This is a genomic window from Flavobacterium solisilvae (assembly GCF_012911605.1).
In the GTDB taxonomy this organism is placed as follows: Bacteria; Bacteroidota; Bacteroidia; order Flavobacteriales; family Flavobacteriaceae; genus Flavobacterium; species Flavobacterium solisilvae.
On the sequence record NZ_JAAMPT010000202.1, the window covers coordinates 87,508 to 112,379 of the forward strand.

A 24,872-nucleotide genomic window follows, 5' to 3' on the forward strand; every position below is an offset into this window, starting at 1 on the left:
AATTAGAAAGTTTTAACTAATTTTTGTTGAAAACAGAAGGCAAAAATAAATTGTTCAAAATCGTTTTCGGCTAATAAATTCTCTGATTTTCTTAACAGTAATGGCATCGATAGCATTTCGCCGTCGCTTTTTACATGTAAATAGAATTGCTTAGTTTCATTTGGGGTTAATCTAATTTTAAAGATTGTTTTTCGCAAATCAAAACTTCTTTGATTGTACGGAACAGCGTCGCCACTGATATATTTAGTGACTAATTTTCCATCTTTTAAAACATATAAAATAGCATAGTCGGTTATTGGTCTTGCTGTTTCAAAATAAAGTGAAAAACTATCATCGGTTTCATTTTTTAGTTCAAATCGCAACCAAATATGACTGTTAGTAAACCCAAAATCATAATTTTCATTGGGAATATCTTTGAATTCATCGTCTGAAATTTTTAAAACTTCTTCTAATGTTAGATTTTTATCCTTAACATCAATAAATTCAGTTTGATTGTGAATGCTAATTCGCTTTGGAATTGAATTTTCTTTGAAAATGTATTGAGATGAAATACTTTGAATAGAAAATAAAAAAAATAAACATAGCAAATAAGCCTTGCTAGAAGGTGAAATTTTAGTAGTTTTTTGCATTTTGTGGTAGTTTTTGTAATTTTCATTTACGAGATGCGTTTAGGATTGGTTTTAAAAACCGTAATTTTACATCAAAAATAATTTGTATGAAACTAGTTTTTGCTTCCAATAACAAGAATAAAATCAAAGAAATTCAGCTTTTGGTTCCAAATGATATTCAAATTCTAAGTTTGGAAGACATTGGTTGTGTTGAAGAAATTCCCGAAACGGCAGATACTATCGAAGGAAATGCGATTTTGAAAGCCAATTATGTTACCCAAAAATATGGTTACGATTGTTTTGCTGACGACTCGGGTTTAGAAGTTGATGTTTTGAATGGCGAGCCAGGCGTTTTCTCGGCAAGATATGCTGGCGAACCTAAAAATGACGATAATAATATGGATAAATTATTGTCAAATTTAAAAGATAAAACCAATAGAAAAGCCAATTTTAAAACCGTTATTTGTTTAAATCTAAACGGAGAACAAAATCTTTTCACCGGAATTATAAACGGAAAAATCATTGATAAAAAAATAGGAAATAACGGTTTTGGTTACGATCCAATTTTTGTTGCCGATGGTTATTCAAAAACCTTCGCAGAACTTTCTATCGAAGAAAAATCTAATATTAGTCATCGTGGAATTGCTGTTAAAAAATTAATAGATTTTCTTAAATAAATGACAAGTTTTGATTAAGAATAATTTCTTTTGTGCTGGATTTCTAATTGTTATGGTAAAGTTAAAAATAATAACATATTGATTTTCAATAGAAAACAAATTAGTTTATGTCGTATTTAAACGCTACCTTTGCACCCAATTTTAAAATATTATATGAACAAATTTGAACAATTAGGTCTGAATGAGTCGTTACTGCTGGCGATCAAAGATCTAGGATTTGAGAATCCGTCAGAAGTACAAGAAAAAGCCATTCCAGTCTTATTGGAACAAGAAACAGACTTAGTCGCTTTAGCACAAACAGGTACAGGAAAAACAGCAGCTTTTGGTTTTCCGCTTATCCAAAAAATCGATGCCGAAGACAGAAGTACACAAGCGTTAATTTTATCACCAACGCGTGAGCTATGCTTACAAATCACCAACGAGATTAAACAATACTCAAAATATGTAAAGGGTTTACATACAGTGGCAGTTTATGGTGGTGCAAGCATTACAGAACAAGCCCGAGAAGTAAAACGTGGAGCACAAATTATTGTGGCAACTCCAGGAAGAATGCAAGACATGATTAATCGTGGATTGGTAAACATCAAAAACATCAATTATTGTATTCTTGACGAAGCCGATGAGATGTTGAACATGGGTTTTTATGAAGACATCGTATCGATTTTATCTGATACTCCAGACGAAAAAAGAACTTGGTTATTCTCTGCAACAATGCCATCTGAAGTAGCAAGAATTGCAAAGAAATTTATGTTTGAACCAGCAGAAATTACTGTTGGACACAAAAATTCAGGTTCTAAAACAGTATCTCACGAATTTTACGTAGTAAATGCTCGCGATAGATATGAAGCGTTAAAACGTTTAGCCGATGCTAATCCAGATATTTTTTCGGTAGTTTTTTGTAGAACAAAACGCGATACACAAGCTGTTGCCGAAAAATTAATTGAAGATGGATATAACGCAGCTGCTTTGCACGGCGATTTATCGCAAGCGCAACGTGATGGCGTAATGAAATCTTTCCGTGGTCGTCAAATTCAAATGCTTGTTGCGACTGATGTTGCGGCTCGTGGAATTGACGTTGATAATGTAACTCACGTAGTAAACTATCAATTGCCAGACGAAATTGAAACCTACAATCACCGTTCAGGAAGAACTGGTCGTGCTGGAAAATTAGGAACTTCAATTGTAATTGTTACCAAAAGTGAGTTGCGTAAAATTTCTTCAATCGAAAGAATTATTCAACAAAAATTTGAAGAAAAAACAATTCCATCAGGTATGGAAATCTGTGAAATTCAATTACTGCATTTAGCCAATAAAATTCACGATACAGAAATTGACCACGAAATAGACAACTATTTACCAGCAATTGAGGAAGTTTTTCAAGATTTATCTAAAGAAGAATTGATTAAAAGAATGGTTTCTGTTGAATTTAACCGTTTCCTTAATTATTATAAAAAGAAACGTGATATTTCATCTGAAAAAAGCGAAAGAAGTTCATCAGAACCAAGAGAAATTAGAGCTGGCGATCCAGTTCGTTATTTCGTAAATATTGGTGCAAGAGACGATTTCGATTGGATGCAATTGAAAGATTTCTTAAAAGAAACATTAGATTTAGGTCGTGATGACGTGTTTAAAGTAGATGTAAAAGAAGGTTTCTCTTTCTTTAATACGGATGGCGAACATACCGATAAAGTGATGTCTATCCTTAACGGATTTGACCTTAACGGAAGAAGAATTAATGTAGAAATTTCTAAAAACGATGGTGGAAGTTCTTCAAGACGCGACCACAACGGAAGAAATTCTGGTGGCGGAAGACGTGATGGCGGTTTTAGAGGTGAAAGAAAATCATCTGGTGGTTTTGGACCAAGAAAAGAAGGTGGTTTTAGAAGCGATAGAAATTCTTCAAGACGTGAACCAGGTTCATTTCAAAGAGATGAAAGACCAGCAAGACGTTCTTCTGAAGGAAGTTCTGATAGACCAGCAAGTCGTTCATTTGACGCAGCAAAAAGCAGAAGACCAAGAAGAAGTTAAGAAAATTGTCACACTGAGCTTGTTTAAGTGAGCAAATACTAAAAATCCAAATTCCAGTGATAAACTATTGGAGTTTGGATTTTCTTTTTTTAAATAGTCCTTATTTTGTTAATTTTCTTCTAAATCTCATCAGAACTGTACAATATCTTAAAAGAGTTTCATACTTTTAAACCATCAAAAACGGCTATGAGATATTTTACCCTTTTATTTTTACTTTTTACTTCCTTTAACATCGCTGCGCAAGAAGATAGCAATGTTCAAAAGGTGATTGGAACAATTGTTAACGATAATACTTTGTTTCCAATTCCAAATGCTAATGTTATTAATATCAATAAAGTAAAAGGAACAGTAACTAATACTCGTGGTCATTTTGAGCTTGATGCAGAAGTAAATGATACGTTACATATTACTTTATTAGGTTATCAATCGTTGCGTGTTCGTGTAACAAATGACTGGATTAAAAATGGAAATGCTAAAATTCAGTTGACTGAAAAAGCCATTGCATTAGAAGAAGTAATCGTAAAAAAATACAATTTAACAGGATACCTTGAAGTCGATTCAAAGCTAATTCCCGAAAAAGAGAATTATCGTTACAGTATTTCTGGTTTACCAACAGCTTATGAAGCTGGTGAACGTTCGCCAAATGCTTTTACAAGAGTTTTAGGTTCGATTTTCAATCCAGCCGATATGTTGTATAATTTCTTTGGGAATAAACCTAAGGAATTGAAGAAACTGAAACAGATGAAAAAAGACGATACAGTTCGATTACTCTTAGAATCTAAGTTTGATAGAGAAATGATTTCCGTATTGCTTGGTGTTGATAAAAAGGAAATAGCCGAAATATTGCAACGTTGTAACTACTCAGAATCGTTTGTACAAACGGCTAACGATTTGCAAATTCTTGATGCAATCAGCGAATGTTATGAGCAATACAAAGTACTGACTAAAAAGCACGAGAAATACGTTAAAGAGTAAGTTTTTATTTGTTCAAAAACTATAATGAAGCGTAATATCGTTCTTCGATTCGCTTGATATCTTTAATTGAATTTTTTGTCCAAGTTAATCGTTTCTTCAGAATTTCCTCATCGTTTAATTTCCAATTAATATTGGATTGGCGAAGGCGAGAAGTAATATCTTGAATAATTATTGCTGCCGAAACCGAAATATTCAAACTTTCAGTAAAACCAACCATTGGAATTTTTAAGAAACCATCGGCTTGCTCAATAACTTCTTGAGACAAACCTTGTTTTTCTGTTCCAAAGAAAATCGCACTTGGTTTAGTAATATCAAACTCGTGAAGCATACAACTGTCGTTATGTGGAGTTGTAGCAATGATTTGATAACCTTTTGCTCTAACGTTATCAATGCAGTTTTGCATACTGTCAAATCGATTGATATCAACCCATTTTTGCGCACCCATTGCAATTTCGGTATCAATTCGTTTTCCAAATTTTTGTTCTACAACATTCAATTCCTGAATACCAAAAACCTCACAACTTCTCATCACAGCACTTGTATTATGAAGTTGATAAACATCTTCCATGGCAATGGTAAAATGATTGGTTCTGTTTGCCAAAACTTCTAAAAATCGTTCTTTTCGGTTTTCGGTTAAAAAATCTTCTAAATAGTCGAGGAATTTAAGGTCAATCGCCATAATTTTAGTATTGATTTGCAAAATTAGCATAAAAAAACTATTCACTAATGACTATTCGATAATCACTAATCACTATTTTTGCATTCGCTTTAATTTAAAACTACTACAAAATATGGCAATGAATAAAAATACAGTATTAGCTTGGGCTACATTTATCATGATTGTAATGGGTTTAATTCTAATTGGATTAGGTGTTTACCGTTATGCAGATGTTGCTGGTTGGGGTTTTGGCGCAGTTGGTGTTGGTTTTTTAGCTAACGCATGGGTTTTCAATTCGTTAAAAGGAAGAGTGTAATAAAATTTTAAATTTTAGATATCCAATATTAAATATCTAAAAATGAGCATCAATATTTAAAATCTAATATCAAATATTTAATATAAAATGTCAGACGATAAAAAAGTAATATTTTCAATGCAAAAGGTAAGCAAAGCTTATCAAGGCAGTGACAAACAAGTTTTAAAGAATATCTATTTGAGCTTTTTCTATGGAGCAAAAATTGGTATTTTAGGTCTAAACGGTTCGGGTAAATCATCTTTACTTCGCATTATTGCTGGAGTTGATAAAAACTATCAAGGTGATGTTGTTTTTCAACCAGGTTACACGGTTGGTTATTTAGAGCAAGAACCACAATTAGACGAAACCAAAACCGTAATCGAAATTGTTCGTGAAGGTGTTGCAGAAACAATGGCTATTCTTGATGAATTCAATCAAATCAACGATATGTTTGGTTTGCCAGAAGTTTATGAAGATGCAGATAAAATGCAAAAATTGATGGACAGACAAGCTGATTTGCAGGATAAAATTGATGCTGCCGGAGCTTGGGAAATCGATAATAAATTAGAAGTTGCCATGGATGCGCTTCGAACTCCAGATGCTGATACGCCAATTAATGTCTTATCTGGTGGAGAAAAACGTAGAGTTGCACTTTGTCGTTTGCTATTACAACAACCTGATGTATTGTTATTGGATGAGCCAACAAACCACTTGGATGCTGAAAGCGTACTTTGGTTAGAGCAACATTTAGCACAATATGCTGGAACTGTAATTGCAGTAACGCACGATAGATATTTCTTAGATAATGTTGCTGGATGGATTTTGGAATTGGATAGAGGTGAAGGTATTCCGTGGAAAGGAAACTATTCTTCTTGGTTAGACCAAAAATCAAAACGAATGGAACAGGAAGAAAAAGTAGCTTCTAAGCGTAGAAAAACTTTGGAACGAGAATTAGAATGGGTTCGTCAAGGTGCAAAAGGAAGACAAACCAAGCAAAAAGCTCGTTTACAGAACTATGATAAACTCTTAAATGAAGATCAAAAAGAATTAGACGAAAAATTAGAAATCTATATTCCAAATGGTCCAAGATTAGGAACAAATGTAATTGAAGCTAAAGGTGTTGCTAAAGCATTTGGGGAAAAATTATTGTATGATAATTTGAATTTTACGTTGCCACAAGCAGGAATTGTTGGAATTATTGGTCCAAATGGTGCCGGAAAATCAACTATTTTCCGAATGATTATGGGCGAAGAAAAAGCCGATGCAGGAGAATTTCAAGTAGGAGAAACAGTTAAGATTGCTTATGTTGACCAATCGCATTCCAATATCGATCCAAATAAATCGATTTGGGAAAACTTTTGCGACGGACAAGAATTAATTATGATGGGCGGAAGACAAGTAAATTCAAGAGCTTATCTTTCTCGTTTTAACTTTGGTGGAAGTGATCAAAACAAAAAAGTTTCAGCACTTTCTGGTGGAGAAAGAAACCGTTTACATTTAGCAATGACGTTAAAAGAAGAAGGTAATGTATTGCTTTTAGATGAGCCAACTAACGATTTAGATGTTAATACATTACGTGCTTTGGAAGAAGGTTTGGAAAACTTTGCTGGATGTGCTGTTGTAATCAGTCACGACAGATGGTTTTTAGACAGAATTTGTACGCACATTTTAGCATTTGAAGGAAACTCTGAAGTATATTTCTTCGAAGGAAGTTTTTCTGAATATGAAGAAAATAAAAAGAAACGTCTTGGAGTTGATGCAACACCAAAACGAATTAAGTATAGAAAATTAATCAGAAATTAACATTTATTATAACAAAATCCTGATTTTATCGGGATTTTTTTTGCTAATACTTTATCTTTGCTTTTTGCTTGACCAATGAATTATAGTAATAAATTTATATTTTCTTTAGCATTTATCTTTCTTTTTGGGATGTCATTTTCTCAAGAAAGCTATAAAAAGGAAAAAGATGAAATAAAAAAATATATTCAAAGCGCAGTTAGTGAGTTTAACAACACTAATTATGATAAAGCGTTAGAGTTTTCAAAGTTTGCTTTGATAAATTCATTTGCAATAAATGACAATCTATACATTGCGCAATCATACAATACAATTGGAGTGATTTATGACGAATGTTCTGAGACAGAAAAAGCGATTCAATTTTATCATAAAGCTCTACGATACACTTCTGAAGTTAAAAATGATACCCTAAACAATTGGATTTATGGTAATTTGGGTAGCGTTTATTACTTCAACGGAATTGATGTTCCAAAAGGAATTGAGTACTATAAAAAAGCATTGAAATTTGCCGAAAAAGTAAAAGATTCTTCCCAAATAGTTTATACCAAACTTAATCTTGCAAGTGCTTATTTTTCTATTGATAGTATGCAACAAGGGAAAAGAGAAATCGCTAGGATTAAAAATGGTATTTTAAAAAATGGTTCCGAGGATGCAAAAATGTCGGTGTATATTTTGCTAGGTATTGAAGCATCGCAAAGTAAGCAAAAGCAAAAAGCAGAAGATTATTATGCTAAAGCATTGAAAATTGCTAAGGATAATGATTATATATCCTATATTACCAATATTTATGAAAATCTATCAAAACATTATAAGCTGAATAATGATTTGGCAAATCAAAAATTATATGAAGCTAAAATAGATTCAATAAATGGCATTGTTTTTTCTGATGATAAAGTGAGTAAACTTAAAAGTCAAGTATTGCATATTGAGCTTGACGAACATCGAATTCAGTTGGAACGAATTGAACAGGAAAACGAGCGAAATCAAAAAGTAGTAAGAGACTCTAAATTAGTGGTAATCCTTTTTATCATAGGAATTATAATATTATTACTACTGTTATTAACATTATATAAAAACATTAAATTTAGAGAACAAGCCAACGAGGAATTAAAAAAAGCCTACGAGGAATTAAAAATAGCCAAAGAAAAAGCAGAAGAAGCATCGTTGTTAAAATCGCAATTTGTTTCAACAATTACTCACGAATTAAGAACTCCTTTGTATGGTGTAATTGGAATTACCAATATTATTTTGGACGAACACAAAGAACTAAATAACAGTCCACATCTAAAATCACTCAAATTTTCTGCTAAATATTTATTATCATTAGTAAACGATATTCTTCAGATTAATAAAATCGAAGAAAAGAAAATCGTTCTGGAAAGTTTGATTTTCAATTTATCTGATGAAATCAATACCATATGTAATTCAGTTGAATATATTGCTGATAAAAACAACAACAAACTTATAGTAGAAATCGATACTGAAATTCCTGAATTTTTAATTGGAGATAAACTGAGATTGTCTCAAATTATTATGAATTTGGTTAGTAATGCTTTGAAATTTACCAAAAATGGAGAAGTAATTATTTCCGCTGATTTGAAAAATGTTAACGATACAATTTATAACATTGAATTTAAAGTAAAAGACAACGGAATTGGTATTCCAAAAGAACATCAAGGCAAAATTTTTGACAAATTTGTTCAAATAGAAAGGCGAGAAGAAGATTATCAAGGTACAGGACTTGGACTATCAATTGTTACGAGTTTGATAGAATTGTTTAAAAGTGAAATTCATTTAGAAAGCCAAGAAAATGTGGGAACAACGTTTAGTTTTACTATTGGATTTGAGTACAACGAAGAAAAATCACGAGAGATAATTAATAACATTGAAGTTGATTTATCGTCAAATTATGTTTACAATATTTTGGTTGTAGAAGACAATAAAATCAACCAAATAGTAACCAAGAAAATCATTCAAAATAGTAATATGAATTGCACGATTGTTGATGATGGTTATGCTGCAATGGTTGCCATAGAACGAGAACATTTTGATTTAATTTTGATGGATATCAACATGCCATTAATCAACGGATTTGAAACTACTAAAAAAATTAGAGAAAAAGGAATTCAAATACCTGTAATAGCTTTAACAGCATTTGATAAACAAGAAGTTTCAGAAGAAGCAATTGCTGCTGGAATGAACGATATTTTAATAAAACCATTTGAGCCAACAAAACTGTATCAAATAATTTCTAATCAAATTATTAAAAAAGAAAACGCTGATTAATACCAGCGTTTTTTGTTTTTCTTTGAAGCTTCCGATTTTCTTGAGTTGTTCTTTCCGTTTTGTTTCTTTTTGTTTCTCAAATCAGGTTTTGCATCTGGATTTGGAACAGTCTCTTTCCAAGGAAACGGATGATCTTTAATCGTTTTTACATTTACTTTAATCAATTTTTGAATGTCTTTCCAGTAAACTTCTTCGTCTTTTCCGCAGAATGAAATTGATATTCCACCGTTTCCAGCTCGACCAGTTCTTCCTATTCGGTGAACATAGGTTTCTGGAATATTAGGCAAATCAAAATTGATAACATAAGGTAAACTTTCGATGTCAATGCCTCGAGCGGCAATATCGGTAGCAACTAAAACGGTAATTTCTTTATTTTTAAAACTGTCTAAAACTCGTTGACGCGCCGTTTGCGATTTATCGCCATGAATAGCTTCGGCATTTACACCTTGCTTTTTCAAAGCTTTAACTACGTTATCAGCACCGTGTTTGGTTCTAACAAAAACCAAAACATTACTCAGATTTTCATTTCTAATCAAATGATATAACAAACCGCGTTTATCTGATTTGTCAACAAAATAAACTTGTTGCTGAATGATTTCGGCAGTAGAAGAAACTGGCGTAACCGAAACATATTCGGGTTTTGTTAAGAAACTATCGGCCAATTCACGAATAGCCATTGGCATTGTAGCCGAAAATAATAGCGTTTGTCTATTGGTTGGAACGAGTTTCACGATTTTTTTCACATCATTGATAAAACCCATATCAAGCATCAAATCGGATTCGTCAAGAACCAAAAAATGTAAATGATCAAAATCAACAAAACCTTGTTTGTGTAAATCCAATAATCTTCCTGGCGTTGCAATTAAAATATCAACTCCTTTTTTTAGTTGGTCAACTTGCGGCACTTGAGAAACGCCACCAAAAATGGTTAGTTGTCTCAAATTAGTATATTTTCCATACGTATCGAAGCTTTCACCAATTTGAACTGCCAATTCGCGCGTAGGCGTAACAACCAAACAACGAATTTGTTTTGTCTTTTTGGACGAACCTACAATTTTATGTAAGTTATGTATAATTGGAATGGCAAACGCTGCCGTTTTTCCGGTTCCAGTTTGTGCGCAACCAACCAAGTCTTTTCCAGCTAAAATAAATGGAATAGCTTTTTCTTGAATTGGGGTTGGGCTAGTATATCCTTCTTCAAAAACGGCTCTTTGAATACTTTTGGATAATGATAAATCTTCGAATAACATAAAAATTGCTCACGATTAATTGTAAGCCGTGGCAAAGATAGGTTTTTTAAAACGAATTGATTTCAGCAGATTAAATAATGTCTTTTCTAGATTTGATAAAATCCGTCACAAGGTAACCAATTAGTTTTCCGATAAGATGATTGTTTTTTTCTTCACCAAGTTCTGGCGCGCCTTCGCATATATGAAGATAACTTGCATTTTTATGTTTGCCAAAAAAGTAAACAAACTGACGAACTTCTTCAATAGAAAAACCGCTTAAAGTCATTGCACTACTGGCAATATTTGGCAATGAATCTAAATCAATTTCAATACCAAATGCATCATTTTTGATAAAATCCAAAGCTGTATTGAGTTCTTGTTGGAAGTTTTTTTGTTGGCGAACTTTAATTTCGTCATAGGTATTATAAGTAACGCGATCTTCCATTTTCTTTAGAATATCAAGAACATTTTTGGACGTATAATTTTCGTGTAAACCAAAAATGAAATATTTTTTCAAGAAACCTTCTTCAAATGCATACGAAAATCCGTTTCCGCTGTGTCTTCCTTCCAAAATTCTGAAATCAGAGTGAGCATCAAAGTTTACGGCATTGATAGGTTTTCCGTGAGCAAGTGCTGTTCCTTTGATATTTCCGTAGGCATTGTTGTGTCCGCCGCCAATAATAATTGGAATTTTTCCAGTTTTTACGATAGACGTGATGGTATGAACGACTTCTTTATCAATTTGATTGACTAGTTCGCTTAATCGTTTTCTATCATTGGTTGCGTTGAAATCTAAATTTTCGGCTTCATCCATTTGATTTTTAAAATCCAAAGTGCCAAGAACTATAATTTGACTTCCTTTACAAAAACGATTGTGCTGAATATTGGCAATGCTTTTTATGGTACTTTCCCATGCTGAAGCTGCGCCTGGACGACCATAATTTGCTCTAACGCCAACATCTTCTGGAATTCCAAGAAGTACATATTTTGCTTCACATTTTTTTAAAAACTCAATGCAATTTTCACCTTTTGGAATAGTAAGCATTTTTTCTCCGAATTTTACTTCACCACTTCTGTGATTCGTAACTTTTGCCAAATCGGAAATTGAAAAAGGAATTAAATTATCCATTTTTAGACGTTAAATTTTTCCCAAAAATATAATATAATTGCATAAGCAACGTTAGTAACTTTAAATATTATTTACTTTTGTTATATCAAAAACTATAAATTATGGAAAATCAAAACAGTAATTCTAAATTAAAAGCGATAATAGCGGTATTATCAGTATTGTTAATCGGTAGTTTGTTTTATATCTTCAAATTAACTTCGGAAGCCAAAGAGATGCAAACTGTTGTTACCACGACAAAATCTGATAAAGAAGCTGTTTTAAAGGATTTGGCAGCGTTAAAATCATCTTATGATGCAGCTATTGCCGAAAACACGTCAATGTCAGACGAATTAATCGAAGCTCGTGATGAAGTTACCAAATTGATGGAAGAACTAAAAAAATCGAAAGGCGATGTTGCTTCTTTGTCAAAATACAAACAGCAATATGCAGCATTGGAAGTCAAGATGAAAAACATGATGGAAGAAGTTGCCGTACTGAAAGTTAAAAATCAGCAGCTTACTTCTACAATTGACAGTACAAACGTAGTTTTGGAAGATTCTAAAAAGTACAATCAAGTATTGGTTGGTCAAAACGAAGAATTAGCAAAAACAGTTGAAAAAGGGCAGAAGTTAAGTGTAACAAACCTAAAAACTGCGGCTTACAAACAAAGAAGTTCAGGAAAACAAATTGAAACGGATAAAGCAAGCCGTGCTGATTTACTTCAAATTAGTTTTACTATTGCTGAAAATGCAATTGCAAAAACAGGTGACAAAGTATATTATGTTCAAGTAATTGATGCTAAAAATAATGTACTTGGCGATAAAGCAACGATTTCATTTGGTGAAACTTCGTTAACCTACAGTTTTACTACAACTGTAAACTATGAAAATAAAACAGTTAACGTAAAAGAACAATTACCAGGAAAAGATTTTGCCAAAGGAACTTACTTTGTAAATGTTTTTGACAAAGGCGAATTGGTTTCAAAAAGCAGTTTCTCTTTGAGATAATAAATTAAAATGTAAGGTTAATTAATAAATCCGATGGAAATTTTTCATCGGATTTTTTTTAATATTTGTGCATTCTAAATTGTGTAACAATTACATTTTAGTTATGATTTTTTTATTTTAAAAAATTTTACTTCTTTTAAATTGTAAACTTCAGTGTAATTATTCTTTAAATTATAAATAAATATATTTTCATGAGTTTTCCCCAAAAAGATGTAGTTTTTTTTCGTTTTGTAGATTTTATTTTCAAATACAAATTCGATATTGTAATAAGGTTTATTTCTTTTTATTTTTTCAATGTCTATATAAGCTTTTGTAACAGAAAAAATGAATAATGATAAAACACAAAAAAATAGATATAACTTATTCAAAAAAATAGGTTCTTTTTTTAGAACAAATAATATTGAGACAAAAAATAAAATTAATGATTTTTGACATTGATCAATTATTATTAAAATATCTTTTTCAGTGAATAGAATTAAAATTATTTTTACAGGAAAGACTAATATAAAAATAGTAGTAAATGTTTTTGTTAAACTATAAGTAAAGTTTTTTTCTCCAAATTTTTTTTGTGTATAATTTCTTATATATATAAAAGGTAATACAGCAAATAGTAAACCTGTAAATATCAAATAGATTTTAATTTCACTAATAAATAATAATGGAAATTCACTCAAACTTATGAATTCATTTATATTTATTCCAAAGTATTCATAATATATATAATTTTTTATTAAGCTACTCAATAAAATTATAATTGAAATTAGGGGAATTACTTTTAATATTCTTTCTATTTTTTCTGTCATTTTTTTGAAACTATTATGAAAACCATTTTTATGTTTTTTTAAGTAAAATTGTGACTAACTCAAATATACAAAACTCTTTTATTTGTCAAAAATCATATTTTCTCCTGCAACGCTTTAATTTCATCACGCAATTTTGCGGCTTGCATAAAGTCTAAATCTTTGGCAGCTTTTTCCATAGCTTTTTGTTTCTCACGAATTTTCTTTTCAATTTCGGGTTTTGATAAATATTCGCTTTCCGGTTCGGCAGCTTTTAAAACTTGGTTTTCATAATATTGTGTTGAAACTGAATTTCCAGCCAAAGCACTTCCCAAACTTTTATTCAACGCTTTTGGAACTAAATTGTGTTTGGTGTTGTAATTGATTTGTTTTTCTCTGCGGTAATTGGTTTCGTCAATGGTTTTTTGCATCGAAGCCGTGATTTTATCACCATACATAATGGCTTTTCCATTTACGTTTCTCGCAGCACGACCAACCGTTTGCGTCAAAGAACGATGACTTCGTAAAAAACCTTCTTTGTCAGCATCCAAAATCGCTACCAACGAAACTTCGGGTAAATCCAAACCTTCACGAAGTAAGTTTACACCAATCAAAACATCAAACAAACCTTTACGCAAATCTTGCATAATTTCTACACGTTCCAAAGTATCAACATCCGAATGAATGTAACGGCAACGAATGGAAACTTTAGTCAAATATTTGGTCAATTCTTCCGCCATTCTTTTGGTTAAAGTCGTGACCAAAACACGTTCATCTACTTCGCAACGTTGCTGAATTTCTTCAATTAAATCGTCAATTTGGTTTAAGCTCGGTCGAACTTCTATAATTGGATCAAGTAATCCTGTTGGACGAATAACTTGCTCTACATAAATTCCTTCTGATTTTTGCAATTCATAATCAGCTGGCGTTGCCGAAACATAAATTACCTGATTCTGCATGCTTTCAAATTCTTCAAACTTCAACGGACGATTGTCCATCGCTGCCGGAAGTCTGAAACCATATTCCACCAAATTCTCTTTTCGACTTCTGTCGCCACCATACATGGCATGAACTTGCGAAATGGTAACGTGACTTTCATCTACAACCATCAAAAAATCATCCGGAAAATAATCTAACAAACAGAAAGGTCGCGTTCCAGGCAAACGTCTATCTAAATAGCGAGAATAATTTTCAATTCCGGAGCAATAACCGAGTTCGCGTATCATTTCTAAATCGAAATTGGTGCGTTCTTCCAATCGTTTGGCTTCAAGATGTTTACCAATTTCCTTGAAATAATCGACTTGTTTAACCAAATCTTGTTGAATATCCCAAATGGCTGCTTGTAAAACATCAGGCGAAGTCACAAACATATTGGCGGGATAAATATTTAGTTTTTCATAGCGTTCAATAACCGAAGATGTTTTGGCATCAAAAGCTTCTATTTCTTCTATTTCATCGCCAAAAAAGTGTACTCGAAAAGGTTCGTCAGCATAACTAGGAAAGATTTCGACCGTATCACCTTTAATTCTGAAATTCCCCGGAGTAAAATCGGCTTCGGTTCTGGAATATAAACTTTGGACTAATTTGTGCAGTAATTTGGTTCGAGAAATGATTTGGTTTTTTTCTATCGAAACTACATTTTTCTGAAATTCCACTGGATTTCCAATTCCATAAAGACAAGAAACAGAGGAAATAACAATAATATCACGACGACCGGAAAGTAGAGCAGAAGTTGTACTTAAACGAAGTTTTTCCAATTCATCATTAATTGATAAATCTTTTTCAATATAAGTTCCAGTCACAGGAATGAACGCTTCCGGTTGGTAATAATCGTAATAAGAAACGAAATATTGCACCGAATTATTTGGAAAAAACTGTTTGAATTCGGAATATAATTGTGCCGCCAAAGTTTTGTTGTGTGCCAAAACTAAAGTTGGTTTTTCAACATTCTGAATTACATTAGCAACGGTAAATGTCTTTCCCGAACCAGTAACTCCTAATAAAGTTTGGTATTTTTCGCCATTTAGAATTCCGTTTGAAAGTTTTTCAATGGCTTGTGGCTGATCGCCTGTTGGCTTGTAATCGGATATGACTTGGAATTTCATGAGGTAATTTCGATTGAAACTGTTAATAAGCAGACTTGCTTATCGATAAAATTTCGGATTTCTACTTGTATGTCTTACTCTAAGTACATAGATTTTGTCAAAATCAATTTTATATGAAATTCTATAACTAAATTTTTCAAAAGCTCTATAATTTTCATCAATTGGAACTCGCATTTCATCAACTTCATAAATTTCCCAATTGCTTTTAAGAATTTCTACCGAAACTATTAATGTATCAACTACTTTATCGGCAATTTCAAAACTTTTAGTTTCTTCAAGTAAATAAAAATAAATATCTTCTAATTGATTTTGAGAAGTTTGTGTCCAAATTATCTCTTTTTCCATTGAGCTATTTTTTCTAAAACTTGATCATGAGTTGAAACATTTCCTTGTGCAATATCATCTTCAGATTTTTTTAAATCCAAATTATAATCCTCAACACTTTCAGATTTACTATCCAAAATTGTGTTTATTGCAGCCAAAAATGCTTCATCGTTAATTTCTGATATCTTAGAAATCACCAAGTTTTTTAATTCAATTGTGCTCATGATGAAAATAGTTTATACAAATTTAATAAAAAAAGCATCAATCAATGTTAAACTTCCAGTCTTTCTGTTGCTTTTCACTTAAGAAAGTCCACGCTACAAAACGACTTATTTTTTGACTTTGAGCCATTTCTATTGTTTTGATTTCAACGGCTCCAACTTTGTTTAAGGTTTTGTAAATGCTTCTTAAATTGTCTTTTTTAGAAACTAAAGTAGTAAACCAAAACACTTGCAACGGATATTTTACGCTTTCATAAATCATTTGAGTAATAAAGCCAATTTCGCCACCAGTACACCAAAGTTCGGCGTTTTGTCCGCCAAAATTTAAAACTGGCTTATTAGATTTTTTGTTTTCAAGATTATTTACTTTTCGTAATGCTGCTTTTGTTGCTTCGTCTTGTGATGCATGAAATGGCGGATTGCAAATGGTAAAAGCAAATTTATCTTCGGGCAAAATGATATTTTTGAAAATAAATCGAGGTTCAACTTGCAATTGTAAACTGATGGCTTCAATCAAATGTGGATTGTTACCAATGATTTTTTTGCAGTTTTGGAGTGCATTTTCATCAATATCAGTTCCAACAAAACTCCAATGGTATTCATGATTTCCAATGATTGGATAAATACAATTGGCACCAATTCCAACATCCAATCCAACAATATTTTCTCCTTCGGGAATAATTCCGTTATTAGAATTGGCTAATAAATCGGCTAAATAGTGAATATAATCTGCTCTTCCGGGAATTGGCGGACAAAGATAATTTTTAGGAATATCCCAATATTCGATATCATAATCTGAAATTAAAATAGCTTTGTTTAATGCTTTTACCGCTTCGGGATTGGCAAAATCGATAGTATTTGAACCATGTTCGTTGTTGAAAACAAATTGTTTTAACTCAGGAAAACTTTGAATTAAGGTATCAAAATCATATCTAAATCGATGTGGATTTCTTGGATGTAAAGTAGTTTTTTCTGGACTTTTAGTATTCTTCATTTTGTCATTTCTCTATATCAAATATATGGAAAGAGAATGATTTGGGCAAAATAAAAAGCCATTGTGATTTTGAATGTCGCAATGGCTTGTAATGAATTAAAAATAATTTGTTAACTATTTGAATTGCAAGGCTAAAGTGATAATATGAGAATTCAAACCGTTGTTTCTGGTATAATAACCATAACGTAAATCTAAGCTATGAATTCGTTTTATGTGAAAAATACCTTTGTTACTATCCGTAAGATGATAACCCAAACCAATCATGTGACTGGTAAATTTTGATAAATCATAATCGCTGGTGTAATATTCATCGCCAAGTAAATGTTGATTGATAGCTTTGAAATATTTTGCCTCACTTTGCTGATAAAAACGATAAGGCAATGACAAAGCTGAAAATGCCGTTAATTTGTATGTTGGTTCCAAACTGATAGTATGTGAACTAATACCCCAATTATCAATATAATAACGATAAAAATTGCGTAAAACAATTTTGTCTCCAAGAAAATAATTGGCGCGAACTCCAACCGGAATTTTAAATCGCGTACTCGGTAATTTTTCAGAAGCAACAGAGAAATCTTGAAAATAAACACGATTGAATTTTGTTGCCAATAAACCTTCCTGATAACCAATATCGGCCAAAAATGCCATTTGGAAATTTTTATTGATAACTTGCGAGAAAGTTAATCCTAAATTATAAGAATTTCGAGGTTTCGAATCGTTGTTTTTGGCTTCATTATCCGAGGGATTATTCCTCAGTTCGATAGGCAAAATGACTTTCCATGTATCAAAAAACGCCATTCCTTTAATCGAAAATTCCCGATTGTTGTCTTTGGAAGTTTTAGTATAACCAACATTTGCACCAATTGAGAAATAATCATATTCAGCAGAGAAAGAAAGTCCTCCGTTTAAAACAGTTTTTGTTTCTTCATTGGTATAAGAATAATTTGCCGAAGGATAAATTCTAATGTCTTGATAAGACGCTGAAGAAACCGTGCTCGGATCAATTTTATCAGATGAAGCTGAAGTATAACTGTCAATTCCTAAATTAAAATCAAGAGAATGTAAATTGTTTCTGGAATCTCTTTTGGATAAAATTACTTCAAAATTGGTTGCAATATCTGTCAGTTTTTCGGTTCCTTCACCACCAGTAACCGCAGAATTATTTCCGTTTTGAGTATAGTAACTCGAAATAAAATTAACTTCCTCAATTTTAAGTTTTTGCTTTTTGTAACCTGAAGTAATACTATCAGTTTGTGCTTTCGCTTGATGAGAAAATAGAAAAGCCAAACAAGCGGCAGTAATCAGTCTTTTTTTCATGATTTACAGATGCAAAGATTAATTACAACCACAACCTCCGCCGGTTTTTCCACCATTGGCTCCAGAGCTGGCTTCACGATACAACTGGAAAGTATTTTCAAACTTTTCAGTTTTTTTAGCAGTTAATGCCATTTCGGCATCATTGATTTTTGACTTTTGATATTCCTTTACCGATTCGCAGGAATGCAATGCGAACCCAAGAAATAAAGCCATCGCAAGTTTTTTCATAATTTTTTAATGGTTTTTAGTTATTGTAATATTGTTAGAAAAATAGGTTTTGTTATTGTCGTCAATGATGATACAACCAATGTTTTTCAGCTGATTGATAAAATCTAATCCAATTTCAATTCCCATAACAGTAACAGGAGTTGCTAAGGCATCTGCGATTTCGGCATTTTCGGCTAAAATGGTAACGCTTTTTATTCCAGAAACAGGATAACCGGTTTTTGGGTCAATTGTATGTGAATATTTTTTATTGTTAATTATGACAAATTTTTCATAATTACCCGAAGTGGCAACAGCACGATTGGTAATTTTAAAAGCCGAAAAAATGGCATTTTTTTGGTTTGGATCAGCAATGCCAATCGTCCAAGGTTCACCATTTTCTTGAAATCCCCAAGCTGATAAATCGCCTGAAGCATTTACAATTCCACTTTCTACATTGGCTTCTATGAGTTTCTTTTTTGCCATTTCAGCAGCGTAACCTTTTCCAATTCCACCAAAACCAATTCGCATGCCTTTATTTTTTAAGAAAACAGTTTGATTGGTTTCGTCCAGAATAATATTTTCATAATTGATTAAGGCAACTGATTTTTTAGCTTCATTCGGATTAGGAAGTGATGTCATTTGTAAATCGAAATTCCAAAACTTTTTATCCAAACTTCCATAACTGATATCGAATGCACCTTGTGTTATTTTGGAAATAAATTGTGCTCGTTTAATTAATTGAAATACTTCATCGTCAACTTCAACAGCTTGAATTCCTGCCATTTCATTGATTTTTGCCGTAATACTATCGTTAGAAAAAGTAGTCAGTAACTTTTCAATCCGTTGAATTTCGGTAATAGCAACTTCAAATAGTTTTTCTGCCTCATTTTCATTTGCGGTAATTACCGTAAACTCAAATTGGTTTCCCATTAATCGAGCTGTTTTTTTAAACGAAGGCATCGTTGAAAATTATTTAAGTTGTGCTAAAAAGGTATCGATAGTTTCTTCGGGTATTTTTTCCCATTTCTTTATGACTTTTCCATTTTCATCCAATACAAGTACTAACGGAAAAATCCCGTTTGCATTGTATTTATCGGCTAGCTTTTCATTTTCGGTTGTTTGTTCTGCTGATAATGCATTTTTTTTCAAACGAGGAAAATCAGCATTGACAACGATCAAATTTTCAGAAGCAAAGGATTGAAAAGCTTCGTTTTGAATGAATGTTTTTTTGAATTTGATACAAGGTGCGCACCAATCGGAACCGGAAAAATAGAGTAAAACTTTTTTGTGCTCTTGTTTGGCCTTTGTTAAAGAACTCTCAAGTGTATTCACTTGTTGGCTGAAAGAAATCTGAGTTATTGAAAACAAGCAGATTAGAAGATAATGTTTCATCGGGGTACGAGTTAAAAGTAGAATAAAAGTACTTCTAATTTTAATTCGATATTAAAAAGAATTCTTAACTTTCGATTAGGAACGATTATTTATTTTTAGTCTGCATAAACATATGTTAAAAAATTAATTGTCCCAACATTCCATGAGTAATAAATCACCTTCGGTATGTTCGATTTTTACAATTCCATCTTCGGTTGCATGATTACTACTTCCAGTTCTATAACCTATTGTAAGTTCCTCATTTTTTAGTGGATAAAATAGATTTTGAGTTGTAATTCCGCTTACTTTTCCAATAGGAATTAATGAGATTGGCGTATTTTTAGTGTACCATTTTTCAAATTTATTGGGTAATAAAAAAACTTTGGAATGGTCGTCAAGAATAACAATTTTGAGTTTATTGCGATAACTTACAATGTTTGTAATATTTGTAATGGTATGATCGGCACGTTTTCCGGTTGCCCAAATCACATTTACTGCTTTGTGTCCTTTTTCTATTAAATAATCAAATGCTTTCTCCAAATCAGTTTTGTCTTGATTTGGCGTATGAACAATTTCTAGAGGAAACTGTTTTTCTTTATAAATTTCGGGATTAAAATCGCCATCAAAATCGCCTAACAACACATCAACTTTGATGCCCAAGTTTACTACTCGTTCCATTGCACTGTCAAGCACAATCACAATTGGCGACCATTCTAAAAGTTGACCTAAGAGTTCGTTGCTGCATTCGGCACCATTAGCAATGATTAATGCTGGTTCTTGGTCGTCGCGAACGATGTGGTGTGATGACATTTGGATTTTGGATTTGAAATAATTAAATTTTAAAAAGAAATTGATTTGAATTTGCAATAAAGATACACCTTGCTTCAAACGTTTCTTATATGTTCTTTGATTTAATAGATAAGTGTTCCTGAATATATTTTTTCAGCAAATTCCATATCTATTATTTCAATAGCTTCTATTATAAAATCAGGAATAATTTTTTCTTCGACAGTAGCGTTAAATATCTCCTGTGCTAATTCATAACTTGGAGCGTATATGATTAGTCCATCAAAAGGATAATTCACAAAAAAATTATGATCTAAGTCAAAGTAGATGTTTTTATTTGCGTTTAGTAATTCACTCATTTTATTTCCAATTCCATAATCTTTGAAAAGTTTCCCTTTGTATCCTTTTCTACACGTCATTGAAACAATTTTTCCAGATAGTAAATCAATATTTATTTCAAATTCTTTTTTTTCAGAACTTAGACTTATGTATATGTTTTTGCTGTCGATTTCATGCTTGATTTTAGTTTTATGATTATCAAAAAAATTCGCTGTGATAACTGGTTCAAAATCTGAAATAGAATTTTTAAAACTAATATTGGCAGCACCAATTCTAGGAATAATATCGGCTTCAAGATTAAATTCTTGAATCCCTGTGATATTTTCAATGTTTACTCGGGCTTTCATAAAATATGATATTAAATCCAAATATAAGTAAGTTCTGAGATAAGGTATTCATCAATGAACAATTATTTTGAAATAAATCTATTCAATAACATATTCTTTAACCTCGGTTTTACTCAATCGGAAATAACCTAAAGCAAAATTATCAAAATTAGTTTGGTTTACAATATTTCCTCTAGTTGTAGCTGTTGGTGTAGAAAATGGTCCAGCACTGTTGGTTCCAGTTTGTGCCAAAAGTATGTTCATGTAATTGTAATAGTTTAAAGTAACGCCATTTAAAGTGAATTTTAATGTGTCGCCAGCTTTTAAATCTTCGCTAAAATACAAACCAAACATTTCGTTGTTTTCAAAGAATTTGTCTTCAAGAACGCCATATTCAGGAATGACTTTATATGGATCATTTATTTTTAAAAAATAATGGTTTGTTTCGTTCACTAAATCATTGAAAAAGAATTTTACTTCTACATCTTGACCTAGAATTCCGCCATCGTCTTTTTGTTCCACTCTTGTAATAACTGGCGTGTTTAAAAGTTTTTCGGTAGAAGTATAGGTTTCGCCTTCGTGGATAACGGTTAAAGTATAGGTTTCGTTTACAACAGGAACAAAATCATAACATTTATAAATTCCGGCAGTTTCTTCTTCAACAAAAGTAAAAACCTGAGATGAACTATTGGTTATAAAAACCGTTGCGCCACTAACTGGCGGAATAGTATTTGAAAAATAATCGGTTGTAGTCGAAAGTTTTATGTGCTGTTCACTTCCGTCAGTATCGGCAAACCAATTGATGGAAGCTTCGATAACCAATCGTGGTTCGCCATTTTGTAAATTAACGTCAATTACTTTTTCACACGAAGTGAAAGCAATCAAAATCAGTAGGAAACTTATATAGGATAACTTTTTCATATGTTTAAAATTTGATATTGTAGGTTGCACTTGGTACAAATCCAAATATTGATAATCGAATGGCTTCGTTTGAAGCGGTTTCTTTGTCTTGTCTGAACGTAATCGACGCTGCATTCATTCGGTTGTAGATATTATAAATTCCAAAAACCCATTCGCTTTGCCATTTTCGACCTTTATTTTTTCTCGGAGTTAGTGTTGCCGAAACATCCAATCGATGATAGGAAGGCAAGTTATTTTCGTTTCTTGAACTAAAATTTGGAACAGTAATTCCTTCATATTCATATTGTCCATCAGGAAACGTTACTGGTTGTCCAGTTTGGAAAATAAAATTCGCACCAAATCGCCATTTTTCATTCAATTTATAATTAGCAACTACCGATAAATTATGGGTTTTATCAAAACCTGTTTTATACCAATCGCCATTATTAATTCCGGTTTCAAGTGGCGTTCTGCCTTCAACTTGTTGTTCGGTTCTGGAAAGTGTATATGAAAGCCAACCTTTAAATTGACCAGTATTTTTTCGGAACAAAACTTCTAAACCATACGCTCGAGCATTTCCGTTTAAAACCACTCTTTCGATAGCTTCGTTTGCAATTAAATTGGCACCATCAATATAATCTACACGGTTTTTGATGGTTTTGTAAAATGCTTCAGTTTCTAGTGAATATTCATCGTCTTTGAAATTTTGGAAATAACCAACAGCAACTTGGTCGAGTAGTTGTGGCTTTAAATATTGATCGCTGGGTGCCCAAACATCCAATGGTGTTGGCGATTGCGTATTGGAAATCAAATGCAAATATTGTGTCATTCGATTATAACTCGCTTTAATCGATTGGTCGTCGTTTAAAGCATAAGAAACCGCAAAACGTGGTTCAAGATTGTCAAATTTGGCAATCGTTTGATTTTTTCCATAACTGATTGTTCCGATAGGTTCAGCACTTTCATAGATTTGGAAATTTTGGTTGAAAGTCACGGGTTGATTATTGGCATACGTATTCAATGTTTGCCGACCTAATCGAAGAAACGAGCTTCCGCGAAGTCCATAGGAAAAGGTTAAATTTTTAGTGATTTGATGTTCCGCATCGATGTAAATCGAATTTTCCAAAGCATATTTTTTATCCAATTGATCAGCATTAATTCCAGAATCGGGACGCGTTGGTTCAATTTTTCCCGGATTGAAATCATAATAATGCGATTGAATTCCGTAGGTTAATTTGAATTTATCTGAAATGTAATGTTTTAAATCATATTTGATGTTGTAGTTTTTGATGCCGCTATCCCAATTGAAACCGATGATGTCTAATTTTAATCCATAGTAATAATCAGAGTAAATCATCGATAAATTAGAAAATAATTTATCCGAAAATAAGTGGTTCCAACGGAAATTCAGCACCGAATTTCCATACGTATTGACAAAACTATCGTTCAACTGAAAAACATCTCTTCCAAAATAGCCTGAAAGGTAAATGTTGTTTTTTTCGTTTAGCGAATAACTTAATTTAGTATTCAAATCATAAAAATACGCCAAGTTTGGATTGTCAACTAATTTCAAAAAAAGATGTGCATACGAAGCTCTTCCGGCAACAACAAAAGAACCTTTATCTTTTACAATTGGACCTTCGGCAAGAATTCTACTGGAAATTAAACCAATTCCACCATTCATGTGAAAGTCGTTTTTGTTTCCTTCTTTTTGATAAATATCCAAAATAGAAGATAATCTTCCGCCATAACGAGCTGGAATTCCGCCTTTATACAATTTTAAATCTTTAATAGCATCGGGATTAAAAACGGAAAAAAGTCCAAAAAGGTGAGAAGAATTATAAATAGTAGCTTCGTCTAGCAAAACTAAATTTTGATCTGCGCCACCGCCACGAACGTTAAAACCCGATTGTCCTTCGCCAGCATTAGTAACACCTGGTAAGGTTAAAATAGATTTAATAATATCAACTTCACCAAAAATAACTGGCATTTCTTTGATTTCCTGAATGGTCAGTTTGTTGACACTCATTTCGGGTTTTCTGATGTCGATGCGTTTTTTGTTGTCAATAATTACAACTTCGTCAAGAATTTTACTGCTTTCAGAAAGTAGAAAATTCTTTTTTATGTTTTGGGTTAGACTTATTTTTTCGGATGAATTTTGATAACCAACATAACTTATCGAAACGGTATAATCGCCTTTAGGCAAGGTTATCGAGTAAAAACCATATTCGTTCGTTACAGTTCCAGTTTTGGTTTCTTCAACAAAAACGGAAACACCAATCAAAGTTTCTTTATTGGAACCATCCGAAATAATTCCACTGAGTGTAAATTTCTCCTGCGAAAATGCAGTTATCGAGAAAAAAATAGACAAAAAAAGCGTGAGAAAGTTTTTTGGCATAAAATTGGATGTTAGTACTACAAAATTCTTAATAAAAAGGGTTACTTGGTCATAATCATTTGTTAATATTTGGTTAATAAAAATGACTAGTTTTCATTTAATTAGGTATTTTTACAAATCAGAAATTTATTTTG

At 32.1% G+C, this 24,872-nt stretch carries 24 protein-coding genes; 7 read left to right on the forward strand and 17 right to left on the reverse strand.

What is annotated here, in order from left to right; all coding sequences use genetic code 11:
• Nucleotides 1-2 precede the first annotated feature (2 nt).
• Nucleotides 3-629, reverse strand: a complete 627-nt coding sequence (locus tag G6042_RS05220; RefSeq protein ID WP_169523249.1) for a 7TMR-DISMED2 domain-containing protein — start codon at nt 627-629, stop codon at nt 3-5.
• Nucleotides 630-715: 86 nt separating this feature from the next.
• Here G6042_RS05220 and G6042_RS05225 point away from each other — a divergent pair, with 86 nt between their 5' ends.
• The 3 genes from G6042_RS05225 (at nt 716) to G6042_RS05235 (ending at nt 4,288) form a co-directional block, all read left to right on the forward strand.
• Entirely contained in the window at nt 716-1,285 is a 570-nt protein-coding gene (locus G6042_RS05225; protein WP_169523250.1) for a non-canonical purine NTP diphosphatase, read from the forward strand.
• A 153-nt stretch (nt 1,286-1,438) separates the two neighbouring features.
• A complete protein-coding gene (locus G6042_RS05230; RefSeq protein WP_169523251.1) occupies nt 1,439-3,313 on the forward strand; it encodes a DEAD/DEAH box helicase in 1,875 nt (624 codons plus the stop codon).
• A 186-nt stretch (nt 3,314-3,499) separates the two neighbouring features.
• A complete protein-coding gene (locus G6042_RS05235; RefSeq protein WP_169523252.1) occupies nt 3,500-4,288 on the forward strand; it encodes a carboxypeptidase-like regulatory domain-containing protein in 789 nt (262 codons plus the stop codon).
• A 19-nt stretch (nt 4,289-4,307) separates the two neighbouring features.
• Here G6042_RS05235 and G6042_RS05240 read toward each other — a convergent pair whose 3' ends face one another.
• A complete protein-coding gene (locus tag G6042_RS05240; RefSeq protein WP_235933199.1) occupies nt 4,308-4,997 on the reverse strand; it encodes a TrmH family RNA methyltransferase in 690 nt (229 codons plus the stop codon).
• Nucleotides 4,998-5,079: 82 nt separating this feature from the next.
• Between G6042_RS05240 and G6042_RS05245 the strand changes: the two genes are divergently transcribed.
• From G6042_RS05245 to G6042_RS05255, 3 genes are all read left to right on the forward strand, one after another.
• The gene (locus G6042_RS05245) at nt 5,080-5,262 is read left to right on the forward strand and encodes a CAL67264 family membrane protein (protein ID WP_187656238.1); all 183 of its coding nucleotides are present in this window, start codon (nt 5,080-5,082) and stop codon (nt 5,260-5,262) included.
• 87 nt (nt 5,263-5,349) lie between these two features.
• Nucleotides 5,350-7,044 (forward strand): energy-dependent translational throttle protein EttA, encoded by a 1,695-nt coding sequence (ettA, locus tag G6042_RS05250; RefSeq protein WP_169523254.1) that lies wholly within the window; start codon nt 5,350-5,352, stop codon nt 7,042-7,044.
• A 129-nt stretch (nt 7,045-7,173) separates the two neighbouring features.
• Nucleotides 7,174-9,327, forward strand: coding sequence for a response regulator (locus G6042_RS05255; RefSeq protein ID WP_169523255.1), 2,154 nt, complete (start codon nt 7,174-7,176; stop codon nt 9,325-9,327).
• Here the strand turns inward: G6042_RS05255 and G6042_RS05260 are convergent.
• Complete coding sequence (locus G6042_RS05260) at nt 9,324-10,577, reverse strand: DEAD/DEAH box helicase (RefSeq protein ID WP_169523256.1); 1,254 nt, start codon at nt 10,575-10,577, stop codon at nt 9,324-9,326. The genes G6042_RS05255 and G6042_RS05260 overlap by 4 nt on opposite strands.
• A gap of 70 nt (nt 10,578-10,647) precedes the next feature.
• On the reverse strand, nt 10,648-11,685 hold the full coding sequence (locus G6042_RS05265; RefSeq protein ID WP_169523257.1) for a formimidoylglutamase: 1,038 nt from the start codon (nt 11,683-11,685) through the stop codon (nt 10,648-10,650).
• Nucleotides 11,686-11,786: 101 nt separating this feature from the next.
• Between G6042_RS05265 and G6042_RS05270 the strand changes: the two genes are divergently transcribed.
• Nucleotides 11,787-12,671, forward strand: coding sequence for a hypothetical protein (locus tag G6042_RS05270; RefSeq protein ID WP_169523258.1), 885 nt, complete (start codon nt 11,787-11,789; stop codon nt 12,669-12,671).
• Between the two features lie 101 nt (nt 12,672-12,772).
• Here the strand turns inward: G6042_RS05270 and G6042_RS05275 are convergent, their stop codons facing one another.
• The 13 genes from G6042_RS05275 to G6042_RS05335 form a co-directional block, all read right to left on the reverse strand.
• Nucleotides 12,773-13,474: a hypothetical protein gene (locus G6042_RS05275; protein WP_169523259.1), complete on the reverse strand. Its 702-nt coding sequence runs from the start codon at nt 13,472-13,474 to the stop codon at nt 12,773-12,775.
• Between the two features lie 92 nt (nt 13,475-13,566).
• Complete coding sequence (gene uvrB / locus G6042_RS05280; RefSeq protein WP_169523260.1) at nt 13,567-15,555, reverse strand: excinuclease ABC subunit UvrB; 1,989 nt, start codon at nt 15,553-15,555, stop codon at nt 13,567-13,569.
• A 39-nt stretch (nt 15,556-15,594) separates the two neighbouring features.
• Complete coding sequence (locus tag G6042_RS05285) at nt 15,595-15,900, reverse strand: type II toxin-antitoxin system RelE/ParE family toxin (RefSeq protein WP_169523261.1); 306 nt, start codon at nt 15,898-15,900, stop codon at nt 15,595-15,597.
• A complete protein-coding gene (locus G6042_RS05290) occupies nt 15,885-16,103 on the reverse strand; it encodes a hypothetical protein (protein WP_169523262.1) in 219 nt (72 codons plus the stop codon). The genes G6042_RS05285 and G6042_RS05290 overlap by 16 nt, the downstream gene beginning before the upstream one ends.
• A 37-nt stretch (nt 16,104-16,140) precedes the next feature.
• Entirely contained in the window at nt 16,141-17,094 is a 954-nt protein-coding gene (gene rlmF, locus G6042_RS05295; RefSeq protein WP_169523263.1) for a 23S rRNA (adenine(1618)-N(6))-methyltransferase RlmF, read from the reverse strand.
• A 114-nt stretch (nt 17,095-17,208) separates the two neighbouring features.
• Complete coding sequence (locus G6042_RS05300) at nt 17,209-18,411, reverse strand: DUF3570 domain-containing protein (protein WP_169523264.1); 1,203 nt, start codon at nt 18,409-18,411, stop codon at nt 17,209-17,211.
• Nucleotides 18,412-18,429: 18 nt separating this feature from the next.
• A complete protein-coding gene (locus G6042_RS05305; protein WP_169523265.1) occupies nt 18,430-18,639 on the reverse strand; it encodes a DUF4266 domain-containing protein in 210 nt (69 codons plus the stop codon).
• A gap of 6 nt (nt 18,640-18,645) precedes the next feature.
• Complete coding sequence (locus G6042_RS05310) at nt 18,646-19,578, reverse strand: FAD:protein FMN transferase (protein ID WP_169523266.1); 933 nt, start codon at nt 19,576-19,578, stop codon at nt 18,646-18,648.
• A gap of 9 nt (nt 19,579-19,587) precedes the next feature.
• The gene (locus G6042_RS05315) at nt 19,588-20,010 is read right to left on the reverse strand and encodes a thioredoxin family protein (protein ID WP_169523267.1); all 423 of its coding nucleotides are present in this window, start codon (nt 20,008-20,010) and stop codon (nt 19,588-19,590) included.
• A 123-nt stretch (nt 20,011-20,133) separates the two neighbouring features.
• The gene (locus G6042_RS05320; RefSeq protein WP_169523268.1) at nt 20,134-20,799 is read right to left on the reverse strand and encodes a thiamine diphosphokinase; all 666 of its coding nucleotides are present in this window, start codon (nt 20,797-20,799) and stop codon (nt 20,134-20,136) included.
• A 101-nt stretch (nt 20,800-20,900) separates the two neighbouring features.
• Complete coding sequence (locus G6042_RS05325; RefSeq protein ID WP_169523269.1) at nt 20,901-21,461, reverse strand: hypothetical protein; 561 nt, start codon at nt 21,459-21,461, stop codon at nt 20,901-20,903.
• Nucleotides 21,462-21,539: 78 nt separating this feature from the next.
• On the reverse strand, nt 21,540-22,361 hold the full coding sequence (locus tag G6042_RS05330; RefSeq protein WP_169523270.1) for a DUF4249 family protein: 822 nt from the start codon (nt 22,359-22,361) through the stop codon (nt 21,540-21,542).
• A gap of 4 nt (nt 22,362-22,365) precedes the next feature.
• Nucleotides 22,366-24,738, reverse strand: coding sequence for a TonB-dependent receptor (locus G6042_RS05335; protein WP_169523271.1), 2,373 nt, complete (start codon nt 24,736-24,738; stop codon nt 22,366-22,368).
• Between the last annotated feature and the right edge of the window lie 134 nt (nt 24,739-24,872).